Here is a 17,069-nt window from a genome sequence, read left to right as displayed (position 1 = left end):
CCGTGTCGGGCAGGGACCTGCCTTACAACAAAACGTTACCGCGGTGGTGTGAGGCGGCGGCCGGCCATGCCGCTCACCGCTCGACTCGGGCTCGAAGCACGTTCGACGCCGGGGAGGACAAGATGGCCGGAACCGGCCGGATCAGCCCACATGGATGTCGTACCCCGTGGTGTCGCCGACGAGGAACGGCAGCAGCAGCGCCGCCTCATCGGTCACCGCCATGCGCTTCGTCTTCGACAGCGGCCGGAACGGCGACACCTGCAGCCGGGACGGCTCCAGGGCCCAGGTTCCGCGGACGAAGCCGTCGACGAGGAACGTGGGCAGGACCTGTGCCTGGCCGGGCATCACGCGTTCACGGTCGTCATCGCTGATCACACGGGTCCGGTCGGCGTGCCCGAGGACGAGGTTGTCGAAGGCGGGCAGGAACCACACCGGGGCCGCGGAGTCGGGGTCGGCGTGCGGGGCGTCGGGCAGATCGAACAGCTCCGTGCCGCGTTCGTCGCGGAGCACCCACAGCCGGGGGCGCAGCCGGTCGACCACTTCGCGCAGCCTCGTCAGTCCGGACCACGCCTGTATGTCCTTGACGCTCGCGGGGCCGAAAGCCGCCAGGTACCGGTCGATCATCGTCTCGACGGACGCCGTGCCCATCGACCGCCCGGTCCACGCCTCGGCGAGGGCCACCGGCATGGCGGCGCGGGTGCCCCACTTGCCCCAGGTTCCTCCAGGTGTCGGATGCACCAGGGCCACCTGGAGCTCGACCGCTCCGGCGAGGACGGCCCCCTTGTGGCCGGGCCAGCGTTCGACGAGGAGCCGGCCGAGTTCGCGGCGGGGCATGGTCCGGTCGGCGACGATGTCGCGTCCCGCCGCGGCGAGGTCGGCCAGGTCGAGGCCGGCGGTCTCCTTGGCGTAGTAGGCGGCGCGCAAGGTGTGGTCGAGGAGCGGCTGAAGTGTGGGGCGCAGTCAGCCGAAGTCGTCGGCGGCCACCAGGTGCTGGGTGCCGCGCAGCACGGTCGAGCGCACCACCCCGCGGTCTTCCAGGAGCGAGGTCAGCTCGTCGTGCGTGAAGTTCTCCATCCGCGTCCACAGGCCCACGTACGGCCAGTTGGGCTCCTGGCTCTGCGTCGCGACGAGGTGTCGTACGACGTCGAGAGCCGGGCGGTTGCTGCGGGTCGCGAGCAACTGCCGGTGCAGCAGGGTTCTGTTGAGGGCGCGGAGAGGGAGCGGCGGCATAGGGGGATTGTCCACAGCGGCCCTTGAGCGGCGATCGAGTTCTCGCCCCCATCATGCCGGAGTGACTGCCACGGGTACGCCCTGGGCATCGACCTGTCGCAGCCCAGGCTGGAACGGGCCCGGACCAGCGCCGCCGCCGAATCCCGAGCCTCCTGCGGGGCACCCGTTTCTGCCGGATCCCACCCCGTCGTGTCGGTCGGCACTTCCCGGCGCATGAACACTTGCGTGTCGAGCACCACCAGGCTGCCCGGTCGGCAATCAGCCGTCGTCAGAGGGCTTCTGCCGGGTACCTCCCAGCACAAGCAGCACCGAAAGCCCGGCCGGCCGGTCCGCGGCCTCGGCGAACACGTCCTGCGCGATCTCCCACTCCTCAGGCCGCGCCTTGGCGTACGTACGCCAGCACGTGACGACGATCAGCAAGCCGCGCTCGGCGGCGTCCGCGGGCCACACCGAGCGGTCGGTGAGGCTGTCGGCCAGCGCGTCCCAGTTGCGGCCGAACCAGTCGGGCAGCTCCAGGGCGCGTACGCAGCGCTCCATGAAGCCCGCCTTGTCCGCGACCCCTGAGAGGTCCAGCGTGACCACGAGGCGGTCCGCCAAATCGTCCGTCATCTCGGTACCGCCCTGCCTCGAAAGACCCATAAGACCCGTAAGACCCGTAGGAGCAAGAGATCGCGGCCCGTCAGCAGTCGAACCGCCGACGGGCCGCTGACGGATCAGGGCCCGTCGGGGTCGGCCCGGTTCAGGGCCGGACGCGGCGCGGGCCCCGTCGTCATCAGATGGTCCGCGGCCGACGTGTCGGTCACCAGGCTGGTGACCAGGCCGGAGCGGAGCACCGCGTCGATGGCGGCGGCCTTGCGCTGCCCGCCCGCGATCGCGACGACTTCGGGGATCCGCCGCAGCCGGTCGGCCTCGACCGTGATGCAGCGCTCCCCCAGGTCCCTGCCCACGCGACGGCCCTCGGAGTCGAAGAGGTGAGCGGACATCTCGGCGGCGACACCGAGCGAGGCGTAGTGCGAGCGCTCCTCGTCGGTGAGCATGTCGTGCACCGTGGAGATGCCCGCCTCCCAGGAACCGATCGACACACAGGCGACCGTCACCTTGTCGAAGTACTCGAAGGCGCGGGCGATCCCCGTCTGGTTGCGCAGCGCGGCGGCGGTGGCCACGTCCGGCAGCAGCATCGGCGCGTAGATGGGGTGGGCGTCGCCACCCGAGACCTGGGCGGCCCGGCGCACGGCCTCGACCGAGCCGCGCTCGGCCGTCCCGGCGTCGTACACCCCCGTCAGCTGCACCACCGTGCACGGCGGCAGCCGGTCGAGGGCCGCCGCCATGTGGATGGTGGACCGGCCCCATGCAAGGCCGAGCACATCGCCCTCGGTGACCAGCTCGCCGAGCAGATCGGCGGCCACTTCTCCGAGGTTCTCCGGGTCGGGCGACTCCTCAGCGTCGGCCGGGGACTCCACCACGACGGCGTGCCTGAGGCCGTAGCGGGCGCGCAGCGCGTCCGAGCGCTCCGCGTCCAGTTCGGCGGGGACACGGATCTCGATCCTCACCAGATCCCGTTCGAGAGCGGTCTCCAGGACCCGGGCCACCTTGAAGCGGCTGACGCCGAACTCCTCGGCGATCTGGATCTTGGATTTGCCCTCGAGGTAGAAGCGGCGGGCCATGGCCGCCGCCTGCACGAGCTCAGCGGGCCCCATCCGCATGGCTGACCGGCCCGCCGACATACCCGACACGGCGATCTCCTCACTGCTGTTCACACTCTGGATTCGCCGTCATCCTTGCAGATCCGGCGTCCTTGATCAGCCCTGATGGGCGACGTTCACGTTCCCTTGGCCTGGCAGTGGCTCAGTGGCCGCACGCCCAGGCCGCACGAGCCATCACCGCCTCCGCCTGGCTGCGCAATGCGCGTACCGCCTCTGCCGGGTCGGAAGCGCCGTACACCGCCGAACCCGCCACGAAGACGTCGGCCCCGGCCTCGGCGCAGCGCTCGATGGTCTCGGCCGAGACTCCGCCGTCGACCTGGAGCCAGAGCTCGAGACCGTGCTTGGAGATCAACTCGCGGGTCCGGCGGATCTTGGGGAGCATGATGTCGAGGAACGCCTGGCCTCCGAAACCAGGTTCCACGGTCATGATCAACAGCATGTCGAGTTCGGCGAGGAGATCCTCGTACGGCTCGATCGGCGTCGCGGGCTTGAGGGCCATGGAGGCACGGGCGCCCTTGGCCCGGATCTCGCGGGCGAGCCGCACCGGAGCGGCGGCTGCCTCCACATGGAAGGTGACGGAACCGGCACCCGCTTCTACGTACTGAGGCGCCCAGCGATCGGCGTCCTCGATCATCAGATGGCAGTCCAGCGGCGTGTCCGTAGCACGCGCCAGCGACTCTACGACCGGCACACCGAGTGTGAGGTTCGGGACGAAATGGTTGTCCATCACATCCACATGGAGCCAGTCGGCCCCTTCGACCGCCTTTGCCTCCTCGGCGAGGCGGGCGAAGTCGGCGGACAGGATGCTGGGGTTGATCTGCGCGGCCATGCTCTAAGCCTGCCATGCCCTCCGGGGGTTGTTCCCCTCGGTCCGGATCTAGTCCCTTCTGCGCATGCGGCATCCCATGACGGCGTGCCATTCTGGTCCGCTCACGGGCTCCGCGTACGGCTACGGGGGTAGCCATGACGGACGTACGAGACCAGCAGAAGCGAGGCATCGCGCACCTGGTCTGCGGGCGGCGGGCCAAGTGGCTCGTGGTGGCGCTGTGGCTGGTGGTGCTGCTGCTCACGGCGCCGTTCGCGCAGAAGCTGACCGACGCCCAGGACAATGACGCGGCGTCCTGGCTGCCCGGCTCCGCGGAGTCGACCCAGGTCCTGGAGTCCTCCGAGGACTTCAGGCCGGAGCAGATCCCCGCGATCGTCGTGTACGCCCGCGAGAGCGGCCTCACGGCACAGGACCGGGCACAGATCTCCCAGGACGTGCGCGAGCTCAAGGAGCTGCGCGACCACGGCATCCGCGGGGCGGAGACCCGAGGCCCGACGTTCGACCGGGACGCCGATCCGCGGGCGGCCCAGGTCTTCGTGCCGATCACGATGGACGAGAGGGGCTGGGAGCGGATCGCGCCGGCGGTCGACTCGATCCGTGCGGACGTCGGCGAGGGCGGCGACGGGCTTGCCGTACACATCACGGGCCCGGGCGGTACGTCCGCGGACTTCTCCGAGGCCTTCGAGGGCATCGACTCGACGCTGCTGTTCTCGGCGATGGCCGTCGTCATCGTGATGCTGCTGCTCACCTACCGCAGCCCGACGCTGATCCTCGTCCCGCTGCTCGGGGTGGTCGTCGCGCTGTTCACCGCGCAGGCGCTGATCTACCTCCTCGCCGAGCACGCGGGTCTCACCGTGAACGGACAGAGCGCGGGCATCCTCACGGTCCTGGTGTTCGGCGCCGGGACGGACTACGCCCTGCTCCTGGTCGCCCGCTACCGGGAGGAACTGCGCCGCCACGAGGACCGCCACGAGGCGATGGCGCTGGCTCTGCACCGGGCGGGTCCTGCGGTGATCGCGTCCGGCGCCACGGTCGTCCTGAGCATGCTGGTCCTGCTCGCCGCCGAGATGAACTCGACGCGTGGGCTCGGCCCGGTCGCCGCCATCGGCGTCGCGGTGGCGCTGCTCGCGATGCTGACCCTGTTCCCCGCCCTGCTCGTGATCTTCGGCCGCTGGATCTTCTGGCCGGTGATCCCGCACTTCGGCGCGCCCGACCCCACCGAGCGTGGCGTCTGGGCCCGCATGGGCCGGCGTATCGCCCGCCGCCCCCGCATGATCTGGGGCGTCACGGCGGCGGCCCTCGCGCTGCTGTCGCTCGGCCTGATCCAGATGCGCGCGGAGGGGCTCAGCAACGCCGACGCATTCACCGAAAAACCCGACTCGATCATCGGCCAGGAGGTGTCCGCACGCTACTTCCCCGCGGGCAGCGGCGATCCGCTGGTCATCATCAGCAACCAGGCGCAGGCCCAGGAAGTCGGCCAGGCCGTCGCGGGCACCTCCGGCGTCGTACCGGAGTCCCTCGGCCTGCCACCGGGCACGAAGCCGCAGTTCGAGGGCAAGGTCCTCTTCGAAGCCACGATGACCGCGCCCGCGGACAGCGAGGCCGCGAAGGAGACGGTGGAGCGGGTACGGGACGCCGTGCACGCGGTGCCCGACGCGGACGCGCAGGTGGGCGGTGGTACGGCGGCTCTGCTGGACATGGACAGGGCGACGACCCACGACAACATCCTGATCATCCCGCTGGTGCTCGTGGTCGTGCTGCTGATCCTCGGTGCGCTGCTGCGCGCCCTGATCGCGCCGCTCCTGCTGATCGGCACGGTGGTGCTGTCGTTCGCCGCCGCGCTGGGGATCAGTGCGCTCGCGTTCCGTCACCTCTTCGACTACGCGGGCGAGTCGACGGACTTCCCGCTCTTCGTCTTCGTGTTCCTGGTGGCGCTGGGCATCGACTACAACATCTTCCTGACCACGCGCATCCGCGAGGAGACGGCCCGGCAGGGCACCCGCCCCGGCGTGGTGACGGGCCTGGCCGCGACCGGAGCCGTCATCACCTCGGCGGGCCTGGTCCTGGCCGGCACCTTCGCCGCCCTCGGCACCCTCCCCATGGTGGCCTTCGCGGAGATCGGTTTCGCCGTGGCCCTCGGCGTCCTCCTCGACACGTTCATCGTCCGCTCGGTCCTGGTCACGTCCCTGTTCCTGGATGTCGGCCCGAAGGTGTGGTGGCCCCACCGACTGGCCCGGGAGGACAGCGGGGCGCCGCCGACGACGGTCGAGGGCGGCACTCCTGAACCAGCGTCGCGGCCGGGCGGACCATCGGAGTAGAACCTATGGCTTGACCGCGATACGGCCCTCATCCATACGGAGCAGGAGCAGCCGGGCGCCGGTCTTCTCCAGAAATTCGTCCACCGCGGCTTTCGACCCCTGCCACCAGCCGTAGTCGTCGATGAGGAGAACGCCGCCGCTGACCAGCCGCGGGTAAAGGTGCTCCAGTTCGTGACGCGTCGACGCATACCAGTCGGTGTCGAGCCGAAGAATCGAAATCTGCTCGGGCGCCGCGGCGGGAATGGTGTCCTCCACAAGCCCCTGCACGAAATGAACGCGATCTGCGGGGTACGGAATCCGTTCGAATCCCTCCTTGACGTCTTCCAACGTGGCGACGGCCCAGATCGGGCGGCTCCTGTCCTGCCTGGCGAGCAGATCCGCGGCGGATTCCCCGTCCCGGCGCAGATCCTTGTCGGTCGGCGCCGGCATGCCCTCGAACGTGTCGAAGAGGTACAGGTGCCGCCCGGTGTCATGCAGGCCGAGCAGAGTGCGGGCAGCCGCCTGCATACTGCCGCCCCGCCACACGCCGCACTCGACGATGTCACCGGCGATGTTGTGCCGACTGACGTAACGGGCGGCCAGAATCAGGGCATTGAGCCGTTCGGGCGAGGTCATCGTGTAGGGGGAAACGGCCCGAATGACTTCCTTTGCGTCATCGTCGTAGTCGGCGGGGAATGCGCGACCGGGAGACGGCTCCCAGCTTTTCTGAGGCCTTTGTGGGGGCCTTTGCTGGAAGCTCTGCGGGGAGCTCTCCCGGGACAATGCAGGTCTCGAGCGACGGAGTTCGTAGCCGCTGAGCCGCCTCAAGGTGTCATTGACATTCCTACGCCACGTCATAAAGGCAACGTACGTCCCGAACCAGAAACCGGCAGCTTCACCGCCGCCACGTACCCACAAACAGTTTTACGTCAGCCGGTCCGGCGGATCAGCGCCAGATACATCGCGTCCGTCCCGTGCAGATGCGGCCACAGCTGTACGTCGGGCCCGTCCCCCAGCGCCGGTACACCGGGCAACTGCGGCCGGGCGTCGAGCAGTTCGGCGGAGCCGTCGTACTGCTTGAGGACGTCGCCGACGACCGCGCGGGTCTCGGCGAGGTGCGGCGAGCAGGTGACGTATGCGACGACCCCGCCGACCCGTACCGACTCGAGTGCCGTGCGCAGCAGCCCGCGCTGGAGCGGTGCGAAGTCGTCCAGGTCGTCGGGGCGGCGCCGCCAGCGGGCCTCGGGGCGGCGGCGCAGGGCGCCGAGCCCCGTGCACGGTACGTCCATCAGGACCCGGTCGAAGGAGCCGGGCCGCCACGGCGGACGCGTACCGTCGGCGGCGATGACCTGGTACGGCCCCGGGTTTCCGGCGAGTGCCCTGGCCACGAGCCCGGCCCGGTGCGGCTGCTTCTCGGCGGCGAGCAGCACGGCCCCCCGCTCGGCGGCGAGTCCGGCGAGCAGCGCCGCCTTGCCGCCCGGTCCCGCACAGCCGTCGAGCCACGCCTGGTCGGGCCCCTCCAGGGGGGCGTTGGCGAGAGCGAGTGCCACCAGCTGGCTGCCCTCGTCCTGGACGCCGGCCCGGCCCTCGCGCACGGCTGCGATGGCACCCGGTTCGCCGCCCTCGGAGAGCCGCACGGCGTACGGCGACCAGCGCCCGGGCAACGCGGCCTCGTCATCGAGCGCGTCGCGAAGTTCCCCGGCCGTGGCGCGTCCGGGCCGGGCGACGAGGGTCACCTCGGGCCGCTCGTTGTCGGCCGCGAGGAGGTCCTCGATCCCGGCACGCCCGCCCCCGAGCGAGTCCCACAGCGCCGAGACGACCCATCGAGGATGCGAGTGCACGACGGCCAGGTGCTCCTCGGGGTCCTCGTCGTACGGCGGCGCCACCCGCTCCAGCCACCCGTCGAGATCGTCCTGCGCGACCTTCCGGAGAACGGCGTTGACGAACTTGGCCCGCCCGTCACCGAGTACGACCCGGGCGAGCTCGACGGAGGCGGACACGGCGGCATGGCTGGGAATCCGCGTACCGAGCAACTGATGCACGCCGAGGCTCAGCACATCGAGCACGGGAGGGTCGACCTCCCGCAACGGCCGGTCCACACAGGCCGCGATGACAGCGTCGTACGTCCCCTGCCGGCGCAGCGTCCCGTACACCAACTCCGTTGCCAGCGCCGCGTCCCGACCGTCGAAGTCCCCCTTCTCCCGCGCCTTCCGCAGCAGCGGGGGCAACACCAGGTTCGCGTACGCGTCGCGCTCGTCCACGGCCCGCAAGGCCTCGAAGGCGAGCATCCGCACAGGGTCCTTCTTCGGGCGGCGGTGCGGCTTCCCCCGCGGGCGACGACGACGGTCCTGCTCGTTCACGTAAAAGGTGCTCCGGATCTTGGAAGGGCTACTCGTCCAGCGTACGTCGACCTCTGCCGGACCCGTACTGAACCCCTATCGGCCCCCGACCCGCTCTCCGGAGGCGATCCGTACCCCGCGCGCCCAGTCCGCCGCGCGCATCGGCTTCTTGCCCTGAGCCTGGACCCACAGGAGTTCGACGGCGTGCGAGCCCGTGCCGACGTACACGTTGTTCTTGGCGACGGACAGCTCGCCCGGGGCGAGGTCCGTGCGCTCGGGCACGAGCGCGACCTGGATGAGCTTGAGCCGCTCGCCGCGGAAAACGGTCCAGGCGCCGGGTGCCGGGGTGCAGCCCCGGACCACCCGGTCGACGCGCAACGCGGGCGCGGACCAGTCGATCTCCGCATCCTCGACAGTGATCTTCGGGGCGATCGTGACGCCCTCCGCCGGCTGCGGTACGGCCTTGAGCGTGCCGTCCGCGATCCCGTCCATCGTCGCGACGAGCAGCCCGGCGCCCGCGAAGGCGAGCCGCGTCAGCAGATCCCCGCTGGTGTCGGTGGGCCGTACCTCTTCGGTGACGGTCCCGTACACGGGCCCGGAGTCGAGCCCTTCCTCGATCAGGAACGTGGACGCACCCGTGATCTCGTCCCCCGCCATCACCGCATGCTGCACGGGCGCCGCACCCCGCCAGGCGGGCAACAACGAGAAGTGCAGATTGACCCAGCCATGGGCAGGAATGTCGAGGGCGACCCGCGGCAGCAGCGCCCCGTACGCGACAACCGGGCAGCAATCGGGACCGATCTCCCGCAGCCGCTCCAGGAACTCCGGCTCCCGCGGCTTCCCGGGCTTCAGCACCTCGATCCCGGCTTCCTCGGCCCGCTCGGCGACCGGGCTGGCAACCAGCCTCCGCCCCCGCCCGGCCGGCGCGTCGGGCCGGGTGACAACGGCGACCACGTCATGCCGCTCAGAAGCGATCAGTGCATCCAGAGCGGGAACGGCAACCTCGGGTGTACCGGCGAAGACGAGCTTCATGGGCTGGTTCGGGCCTCTCGGGCGAGGGTGGAAAGCGGGCAACACACAAGTCTATGGCGGCGAAACGCGAAAGATCCCACGCCGACAACGGGAAGCGGCAGATCCCACGACCACGGCGGGAAAGCCGCCAACGGCGAACACCCCACAGGAGACGCCCACCTCTCTCCCCACTGGAAAGCGGCGGTGCGCGGGTGGGAGAGAAACCCGGCGAAGCCGAAGGCGAGCCGAACACAGCGCACCCCCACCGCCCAGGGAGCGCACGAACACACGCACACGCCCCCACCCGTGACCAGCGGAGCGCCAACGCGTTGGGTCAAGAAAGAGTTGACCAAAACGGGCCGCACCAGCGGCCCGATCCTTTTCAACGCCGGTTCGAGAGGCTTGTTCATGGCCGACCACGCAACCCACGACGCCCAGGCTCGGGCCAGCCTGCACTTGCTGGTGCGGGACATCGAGCGGGTCCGCCGGCAGGTGGACGCACTGCGCACGCTCACCGCCCAGTTGGGCAACGTCTACCGCCCGCGCCGCTCCGGCCCGTCCACAGGCTTCGTCGTCTACGGACGCGCCCCCGCCCCGACCGTCCGCCTCGCCCAGGAACTGCGGGACAGTGTCGAGACCCTGGTCACCGCCGCCGTGGACTTCGATCGCTCACTGGGTTTCTCGTGGGACGCGGTGGGCTCCGCACTCGGAGTCACCAAACAGGCGGTACACCGCCGTTATGGCGCGCGCCGCGCCGCCGCCCAGGCCGCCGCCGAGGCCGCCGCCGAGGCCGAGCGCGCCACGGAGCCGTCGAGCTCCCGCGCGGTGGCCGGGGGTGTCGGCCTGCCCACGGTCCCCGCGGCCCGCTCCATGCCCCTGCCCACCCAGCCGACCGCCGGCAGCCCCACCCTCCGCGACGAGGCGAGGCCAAGCGCCTTTCCTGGCCCACGAAATGGCTGACCCCCGGCGGCTGATAGCCGGTTGACGCCTCCTCCGTCTGCCTCCCGACGACCATCGCGGGAGGCAGACGCGCGTCAGCAGGCAGACGCTTCGGAAGGCGGGCGCCCGTCCGCAGGCGCAGGCGTGCAGTTGGCGGTCCGCAGGTCCCATCGACTCCCTTGCCACCGCTCCCCCTCCCCCCTCACCCCTCACCCAATGTCCGGCGGATCAATCCGAACCCGTACGACCTCACTCCCCCCTTGAGCCATCCGCGCCGCCTGCGCGAACTTCAGCGCAGAAGCCAGCGGGGCTCCACTCCCCGGCGGCACCCGGATCAACGCCCGCTCCCAGCGCTCCCCGACCGGCGGCGCCCCCGTACGCCGAGGCCGCCCCGCTTCCGTGACGGGCAGCGGCACCGGTCCCAACACCTCGGCGTCGCCGGGCAGTTCGACGGCGGCCAGAAACCCGGCGAGGGCCTCCGGCGTTCCGGACACGGCAGCCATCCGCGACACGGGCGGGAACCCCAACTCGGCCCGCTCGCCCAGCTCGCGGACCGCATGCCCGACGGGATCCCAGCGCACCAGCGCCTGCACGGGCCGCAGCGTCGGCTCGGCGACGACCACCACATTCCCGCCGGCTCCCTGCGCTCGTACCAGCGAAGCCGCCCCGATCCACCGCCGCAGGGCGTCCTCGCCCGCCCGCAGATCGGGCCGCCCCAGCATCGCCCAGCCGTCGAGCAGCAACGCAGCCGCATACCCTCCCTCGGCGACGGGCTCCGCTCCCGGCGTGCTCACCACGAGCGCGGGCGCCCCCGGCACCGTGTCCAGCACCTGCTCGCGCCCCGAGGTCCGCACGGGCACGGCGGGAAACGCGCGCCCCAGCTCCTCGGCGGTCCGCCGCGCCCCCACGACCTGTGCCCGCAGCCGGAACCCACCGCACTCGGGACAGTGCCAGGCCCCCTCGTCCCGCCCGCACCAGACACAGCGCAGGACCCCGCCGTCCTGCCCCTCCAAGGGGCCCGCGCAGTGGCGGCACCGCGCGGGTTCCCGGCACTGCGCACACGCCATCCGGGGTACGTAGCCACGCCGGGGCACCTGCACCAGCACGGGGCCGTTCTGCAGTCCTTCCCGTACGACCTGCCAGGCGATCGTGGGCAGCCGTGCCGCCCGGGCGGCCTCGTCCCGCGCGAGGTCCCCGTCACTCACGGTCCGTACGAGGGGAGCCGCCGCCCGCACCTGCTCGCGATCGGCGACGAGTGGCGCCGCCCAGCCGCTCTCGACGAGTTGCGCGGCCTCCACGGTGCAGCTCCAACTCCCCAGCAGGAACGCGCACTTGTCATGGGCGGCCCGCAACAGCAGCACTTCCCGCGCATGCGGCTGCGGCGCGTGCAGCTCACTGTGGCTGTCGTCCCCGTCGTCCCAGATGGCGACGAGCCCCAGATCCCGTACGGGCGCGAACATGGCGGCCCGGGTCCCCACTACAGCCCGTACGGACCCCCGCCGCACCGCAAGCCACTGTCGGTACCGCTTCTCGGGACCGGCCTCGGCCGTCAGCACCGCATGCCGTCCCTCCCCCAAGAGCGAGGTCAGCGCTGCGTCGACCCGGGCAACGGCCCGCCCGTCCGGTACGACGACCAGCGCGCCGCGCCCCGAAGCGAGCGTCGCCCCGACGGCCCGCGCGAGCTCGTCGGCCCACTCGGGCCCCGGCAGCGCGTTCCACACGGCTCGCGGTGCCCCGCCCGTCGCAAGCGATCGTACGAAGGCGTCCCCTCGCCCGTACCGCCCCCATGACCCGACGTCAGGTATCTCGGGCACCGGCAGCGGCACCGGGGACGGCCGGCTCTCCGCCCGCGCGTTCCGGGGCGGCACGGCCAGTTGCAGCACATCGGCCACACTCCCCGCGTACCGATCGGCCACGGCCCGCGCGAGCCCCAGCAACTCCTCAGTGAGCACCGGCTCGGGCGAGACGACCTGGGCCAGCGCGGCAAGGGGCCCCGAGTAGTCGGACTCGGAAAGCCGCTCCACCAGAAACCCGTCGATCAGCCCCCCACCCTCACGCCGCCCTTCCCGCACGCGATGCCGCCCAGCCCCGAACCGCACCCGCACCCGCACCCCGGGCTGCGCATCGGCGTCCAGCTCCTCCGGAACGGCATAGTCGAAGTACCGGTCAAGATGCAGCACCCCCTTGTCCACCAAAACCCGAGCCACCGGCCGCTCCTTGGCCAACGCGGCCCCCCGCCACGTCCGAGGCTTCGCCCGCGGCCCCTTCGCCGACCGCACACTCTCCCGAATAAGCGCAAGCTGCTCAGGGGGCACGCCCCCCGCCCCCTCGCCCTGCCCATTCGCGCTGCTCACACCAGCATTGGTACCAGACACCACCGACAACGCCCACCGCCCGATTTCCCACGGTGGACGGCTCGCACGTTGCCCGAGATCACCCATGCACGAGCCCGCAAGCCCTGCCCACCGGCCAATTCCACCCCGGATCCGGCCTCCCCGAAGCCCCGGCGTTGCAGGCGTCCCCCGCCCCGGTATCAGAACTGGAAACGGGAAACTCCGCCGCCCACCTTGCCCGTGTCATCGCGCCCGGCCCACGCTGATGCGCGACGACGGGCGTTCCGGGCATGGGCAGCGGCATGAGGGGGTTCACATGCTGAAGCAGCCACAGACGTTCGGCCCGGAACTGCGTCGATTACGACTCGCCGCCGGGCTGACCCTGGCCCAGCTTGCCTCGTCGGTGCACTACAGCAAGAGCCAGATCAGCAAGATCGAGACAGGCCACAAACGAGCCACCACCGAGTTCGCGCGGTTGTGTGACACGGCACTCGACGCAGGGGGAGCTCTGGCCGCTCTCGTGCCGCCGGGCTTAGCCGACGGTCGGCCCACGCCTCAGGACCAGGCAGGAGCAATCATGCGACGCGGTACACCCACCCCGGACCGATCCGGCCGAATGCCCGGAGGGACATCGCCCACCCGCCGGCAGGTCATGGCGGTGGGTGCGGCATCGGTCCTCGGCGCTGCGCCCGCGAGCGGCGCCTCCGCGTCCGCGGAAGCCGTCCCGCAAGACTCCGGAGCCGACCTCCTGGAAGCGTCCCTGGACCTCTTCGCCCAGTACCGCCGCCTCGGCCAGCTCACGCCACCAGGGACACTGCTTCCCGTGATCGCCGAACAGTCCCGCTCCCTCGGCGGTCTCGCGGCCCGCTGCCGGGCCCGGACACGCACGGGTCTGCTGAACCTGGCCGCGCGCTACGCCGAGTTCACCGGCTGGATGGCACAGGAGGCCGGTGACGACACGGCCGCGCTCGACTGGACCGACCACGCCGTGCGGCTCGCCGAGGAGGCAGGCGACCGGGATCTGGCCTCGTACGCACTTACGCGCCGGGCGTTGATGAGCTACTACCGAGGAGACGCGGCCGACACGATCTCCCTGGCATCGGGGGCCCAGTCAGGGCGCCTCCCGCCGCGGATCCGAGGACTGGCAGCCCAGCACGTGGGGCAGGGACACGCGCTGGCGGGCGACTACGACGCCTGCCTCCGCCACCTCGACCGTGCACGCACGCTGCTGGCCGCCGACCGCCCGGACCCGGCGATGCCCCTGCTGGGGGCAACACATCTCACCGACCCGATCACCATGATCACGGGCTGGTGCATGCTCGATCTGGGACGACCACGGCAAGCAGCCGCCGTCCTCGACGAGGCGTTCTCGACGCTGCCCGCCCACGCCCTGCGGACCCGGGCACGGTACGGCATGCGGCGGGCCCTGGCACACGCCAACAGTGGCGAGATAGAGCACGCCTGCACGATCGCGGGCGAACTCCTGCCCGCCGCACAGTGCGCGGACTCGGCCACGATCCGACTGGACATGCGCCGCCTCGCGCGCACGCTCGCGCGTTTCCGGACCAGCCCGGCCGCGGCACAGCTGTCGCCCGACCTCACAGCCGCGTTGCACACACCCCTGCGTTGAGCCCGGCACCCGGGGTGTCCGCTCCGGAGACGTCCTGGCCCTGTGCCATTCATGAGAAGGAAGGCTCTGACATGCCCGAAATCTTCATCAACTACCGCACAGGCGACGGGGATCACCTCGCCGCCACGCTGGACGAAGCTCTGGGCCATCGGTTCGGCGCGGACACGGTGTTCCGCGACGGACGCTCGATACGTCCGGGCTCGGAGTATCCGCATGAGCTCTTATCCGAGCTGCGCAAGAGCAGCGTCCTGCTCGTCGTGATCGGCCCCGACTGGGTGACGGCACCGCGCCTTCGAGATCCGGACGACTGGGTGCGGCGGGAGATCCTCGAGGCACACGCGTGTCGTATCCCCATCATCCCGATCCTCGGTGACCCCTCGGTCACATGGCTGCGCAGGGAGGAACTACCGCAGGAGATCTCATGGCTGGCCGAACTCCAGTCCCTGCGGTACGCCCCCTACACCTCGACGACAGATCTTGCCCGCATCGGGGACGAACTCGCGGATCGTATAAAGAGCCTGACGGACACTCAGCGGCCGTCCCCCACGCCGGACCCGGCAGTCGGCACGCACAACTCCGTCTCCGGCGGCAACCAGGGCACTCTCGCGCAGGGGCGCGACTTCAGCGGAGACATCGCGGGGACGATCTACAAGAACAACACGGGCCCCTTTCACACGGGCACAGGTGACCAGCACACGCATCACCACACCAACTCGCCGCGGTTCTCGGGCGACGGCGGCACCTTCGTGGCGGGCGACAACCATGGCGGCATCCGCCACACCTTCAGGCGTGACGAGCGCCATCGGGGCGGCGAGGACGAGCAGCGGTGAGCGACTCCTCCGCCCGTTTCCACAATGCCTTCGACGCCGAGCACGGCAACTTCCACACGGGCAGCGGCACACAGAACATCTACTACGGCGTCGGGAAGCAGAGCCCGGAGTCCCGCTACCGGCCGCTTGCTCCTGACTTCCTTGACCGGCTCCAACAACGGTTCGTACCGCCGGAGGGGTTCGGAAACGGCCGGCGGATCCTCAGGGACGCGCATACGGTACTGATCGCTGGAGAGCCCGGCAGTGGCAGGAACGCCGCGGCCCGCATGCTGCTGTACGAATTCCGCGACCTACGCGGCAATCTCCACGAGGTGCTGCCCGAGGACGACGAGGGGAACGTCAGGCTCGAACAACGCCCTTCAGGAGAGGCCGAAGGCCTGCTGCTCGACCTGTCCCAGACCGATGCCCAGGCCTGGACCATCCTCCACGACAGCCTGCCCGGCTTCCACGCCGATGTATGCAAGAACGGTTCACGTCTCGCCGTGGTGCTTCCGAGCCCCGTCCCGAGCCGACTGCACTCGGATCTGGCCGGGCTCCGGGCGCCGGTCAACCGCCCGGACGAGATCTTGGTCATGCGTGGCGTACTCCGCGAGGCAAAGCTGCCCGTCGACCTGGATCCGCCGGGAGAAGTCCACCGCTTCCTGCAGCACAGGCCGCCCCTGGACGAGGTCGCCCACCTTGCGTGGCTGATCCGGACGACGGCCGACGCCAGCCCGTCGGACTCCTTCGACAAGTGGTGCCAGACAGCGGTGGAGGCACTGACTCGGCGCCCGGAGGACGTGGCGCAACGCGTCCTCGCGTTGGAGGACGGCAGGCCGAGGGCGCTGCTTCTGACAACCGCCATGCTGCACGGCGCCAGCTCCGATGCCGTCCACGAAGCCTGCGAGTCTTTGCTTGCCACGGTCGATCATCCGAAGGACAGCCGCCCCCTCCTCGAACGTGAGGACCTCTCCGCTCAGTTCGACAAGATCAACGCGACCCCGGATCCGCAGGGCCGGGTGACGTTCGCGGACATGGACTACGACATCGCCATCCGTGCCCATTTCTGGAACAACATGCCAGGACTCCGCCCCCAACTCGGCGCCTGGGTGCGCAAGGCGGTCTCCCTGAACTCGCTGACACCCGACGACCGCCTCCGGCTGGCCGAACGCTTCGCCGAGCAGATTCTCCGCACGGGAGGCGCAAAAGACCTGTTGGAACATATAGGAGCCTGGGCCGACAGCGGTCCCCAAGCACGGCCGGCCGCCACACAGACCTTCACGTATGGCGCTCTGCACAGGGACCATGGGCGGAGATTTCGCAAGGAGTTGTACGACTGGGCCATCTCCCCCACGTTGTCGGACGGCCGCGCCGAAGTACTCATCGACGTGTGCTCGAGCGAGTTCGCGTCACGGTATCCGGAGCGGGCGATGGTGCGGCTGCACCGCGTGGCCCAGCATCACAGCCGAGGCCAGGAGGCCGAGTCCAGGCTGACCGCCCTCGTGCTGCCCGAGCCCCGGCTGCACCGCCGGATGCTGGAACGGCTCGCACGATGGTTGGAGAAACCACGGAAAGCGAACGTCCGCCTGTTCGCCGCCCTGGCCTCGCCCCGCCACCTCACCACCCGGCGCACCGGTCCGGGCGCCGCGCCCCACGCGCTGCTGGACGAGAGAGGCGTACGCGAGCAGCTCACCGGCTGTTGGGCGGCACTGTTCGAGCACGTATCACTGGCCGAGTGCCATGACCTGCCCGACCAGTGGCTCTCAGCGGCAGGGTATGCCGCCCCACCCCACCGCGAGCATCTGATCGACATCCTCGTCCGCGCCTGCCAGGAACATCCTCTGAAGCTGAGCCGCCTCTACCAACTCGCCTACCCGCACCGGGTTGGCAACCTCGTCCTGCAGAAGATCAATGCCGAGCAGGGCATTGACCGAATCCACCCATGACGCCCC

The 17,069-nt window shown here is 70.6% G+C and carries 12 protein-coding genes and 1 pseudogene; 5 read left to right on the top strand and 8 right to left on the bottom strand.

All coding sequences use genetic code 11. The features are described 5' to 3' along the window. Positions 1 to 141: 141 nt before the first annotated feature. The 4 genes and pseudogenes from ABD357_RS06570 to rpe form a co-directional block, all read right to left on the bottom strand. Positions 142 to 1,230: pseudogene (locus ABD357_RS06570) on the bottom strand (winged helix DNA-binding domain-containing protein). Between the two features lie 258 nt (positions 1,231 to 1,488). Continuing rightward, positions 1,489 to 1,839, bottom strand: coding sequence for a barstar family protein (locus ABD357_RS06565; protein ID WP_344388134.1), 351 nt, complete (start codon positions 1,837 to 1,839; stop codon positions 1,489 to 1,491). 104 nt (positions 1,840 to 1,943) lie between these two features. Continuing rightward, the gene (locus tag ABD357_RS06560) at positions 1,944 to 2,987 is read right to left on the bottom strand and encodes a sugar-binding transcriptional regulator (protein WP_344388132.1); all 1,044 of its coding nucleotides are present in this window, start codon (positions 2,985 to 2,987) and stop codon (positions 1,944 to 1,946) included. Positions 2,988 to 3,075: 88 nt separating this feature from the next. Continuing rightward, positions 3,076 to 3,762 carry a ribulose-phosphate 3-epimerase gene (gene rpe, locus ABD357_RS06555; RefSeq protein WP_344388130.1) on the bottom strand — a complete coding sequence of 229 codons (687 nt, stop codon included), beginning with the start codon at positions 3,760 to 3,762 and terminating at the stop codon, positions 3,076 to 3,078. A 134-nt stretch (positions 3,763 to 3,896) separates the two neighbouring features. On the opposite strand from rpe, the gene ABD357_RS06550 reads away from it, so the two are divergent. Continuing rightward, positions 3,897 to 6,077, top strand: coding sequence for an MMPL family transporter (locus tag ABD357_RS06550; protein ID WP_344388129.1), 2,181 nt, complete (start codon positions 3,897 to 3,899; stop codon positions 6,075 to 6,077). A gap of 3 nt (positions 6,078 to 6,080) precedes the next feature. Here the strand turns inward: ABD357_RS06550 and ABD357_RS06545 are convergent, their stop codons facing one another. The 3 genes from ABD357_RS06545 to fmt all read right to left on the bottom strand — a co-directional run bounded on the left by ABD357_RS06545 (position 6,081) and on the right by fmt (position 9,427). After that, a complete protein-coding gene (locus ABD357_RS06545) occupies positions 6,081 to 6,914 on the bottom strand; it encodes a TylF/MycF/NovP-related O-methyltransferase (RefSeq protein ID WP_344388128.1) in 834 nt (277 codons plus the stop codon). 71 nt (positions 6,915 to 6,985) lie between these two features. Further along, a complete protein-coding gene (locus ABD357_RS06540; RefSeq protein ID WP_344388127.1) occupies positions 6,986 to 8,416 on the bottom strand; it encodes an RsmB/NOP family class I SAM-dependent RNA methyltransferase in 1,431 nt (476 codons plus the stop codon). A 75-nt stretch (positions 8,417 to 8,491) separates the two neighbouring features. Beyond that, positions 8,492 to 9,427, bottom strand: a complete 936-nt coding sequence (gene fmt, locus ABD357_RS06535; protein WP_344388125.1) for a methionyl-tRNA formyltransferase — start codon at positions 9,425 to 9,427, stop codon at positions 8,492 to 8,494. Between the two features lie 387 nt (positions 9,428 to 9,814). On the opposite strand from fmt, the gene ABD357_RS06530 reads away from it, so the two are divergent. After that, positions 9,815 to 10,366 carry a hypothetical protein gene (locus ABD357_RS06530; protein ID WP_344388123.1) on the top strand — a complete coding sequence of 184 codons (552 nt, stop codon included), beginning with the start codon at positions 9,815 to 9,817 and terminating at the stop codon, positions 10,364 to 10,366. Between the two features lie 188 nt (positions 10,367 to 10,554). Here ABD357_RS06530 and ABD357_RS06525 read toward each other — a convergent pair whose 3' ends face one another. Beyond that, on the bottom strand, positions 10,555 to 12,699 hold the full coding sequence (locus ABD357_RS06525; protein WP_344388122.1) for a primosomal protein N': 2,145 nt from the start codon (positions 12,697 to 12,699) through the stop codon (positions 10,555 to 10,557). A gap of 295 nt (positions 12,700 to 12,994) precedes the next feature. Here ABD357_RS06525 and ABD357_RS06520 point away from each other — a divergent pair, with 295 nt between their 5' ends. From ABD357_RS06520 to ABD357_RS06510, 3 genes are all read left to right on the top strand, one after another. Further along, a complete protein-coding gene (locus ABD357_RS06520) occupies positions 12,995 to 14,308 on the top strand; it encodes an NsdA family TPR-like regulatory protein (protein WP_344388119.1) in 1,314 nt (437 codons plus the stop codon). 71 nt (positions 14,309 to 14,379) lie between these two features. Beyond that, positions 14,380 to 15,138 carry a toll/interleukin-1 receptor domain-containing protein gene (locus ABD357_RS06515; protein ID WP_344388118.1) on the top strand — a complete coding sequence of 253 codons (759 nt, stop codon included), beginning with the start codon at positions 14,380 to 14,382 and terminating at the stop codon, positions 15,136 to 15,138. Next, positions 15,135 to 17,063 (top strand): nSTAND3 domain-containing NTPase, encoded by a 1,929-nt coding sequence (locus ABD357_RS06510; protein ID WP_344388116.1) that lies wholly within the window; start codon positions 15,135 to 15,137, stop codon positions 17,061 to 17,063. The genes ABD357_RS06515 and ABD357_RS06510 overlap by 4 nt, the downstream gene beginning before the upstream one ends. Positions 17,064 to 17,069: the final 6 nt, after the last annotated feature.

Source organism: Streptomyces vastus, assembly GCF_039532825.1.
Lineage (GTDB): Bacteria > Actinomycetota > Actinomycetes > Streptomycetales > Streptomycetaceae > Streptomyces > Streptomyces vastus.
Note: the sequence above shows the minus strand (reverse complement) of the source record. Positions and strands in the feature narration are given on the sequence as shown.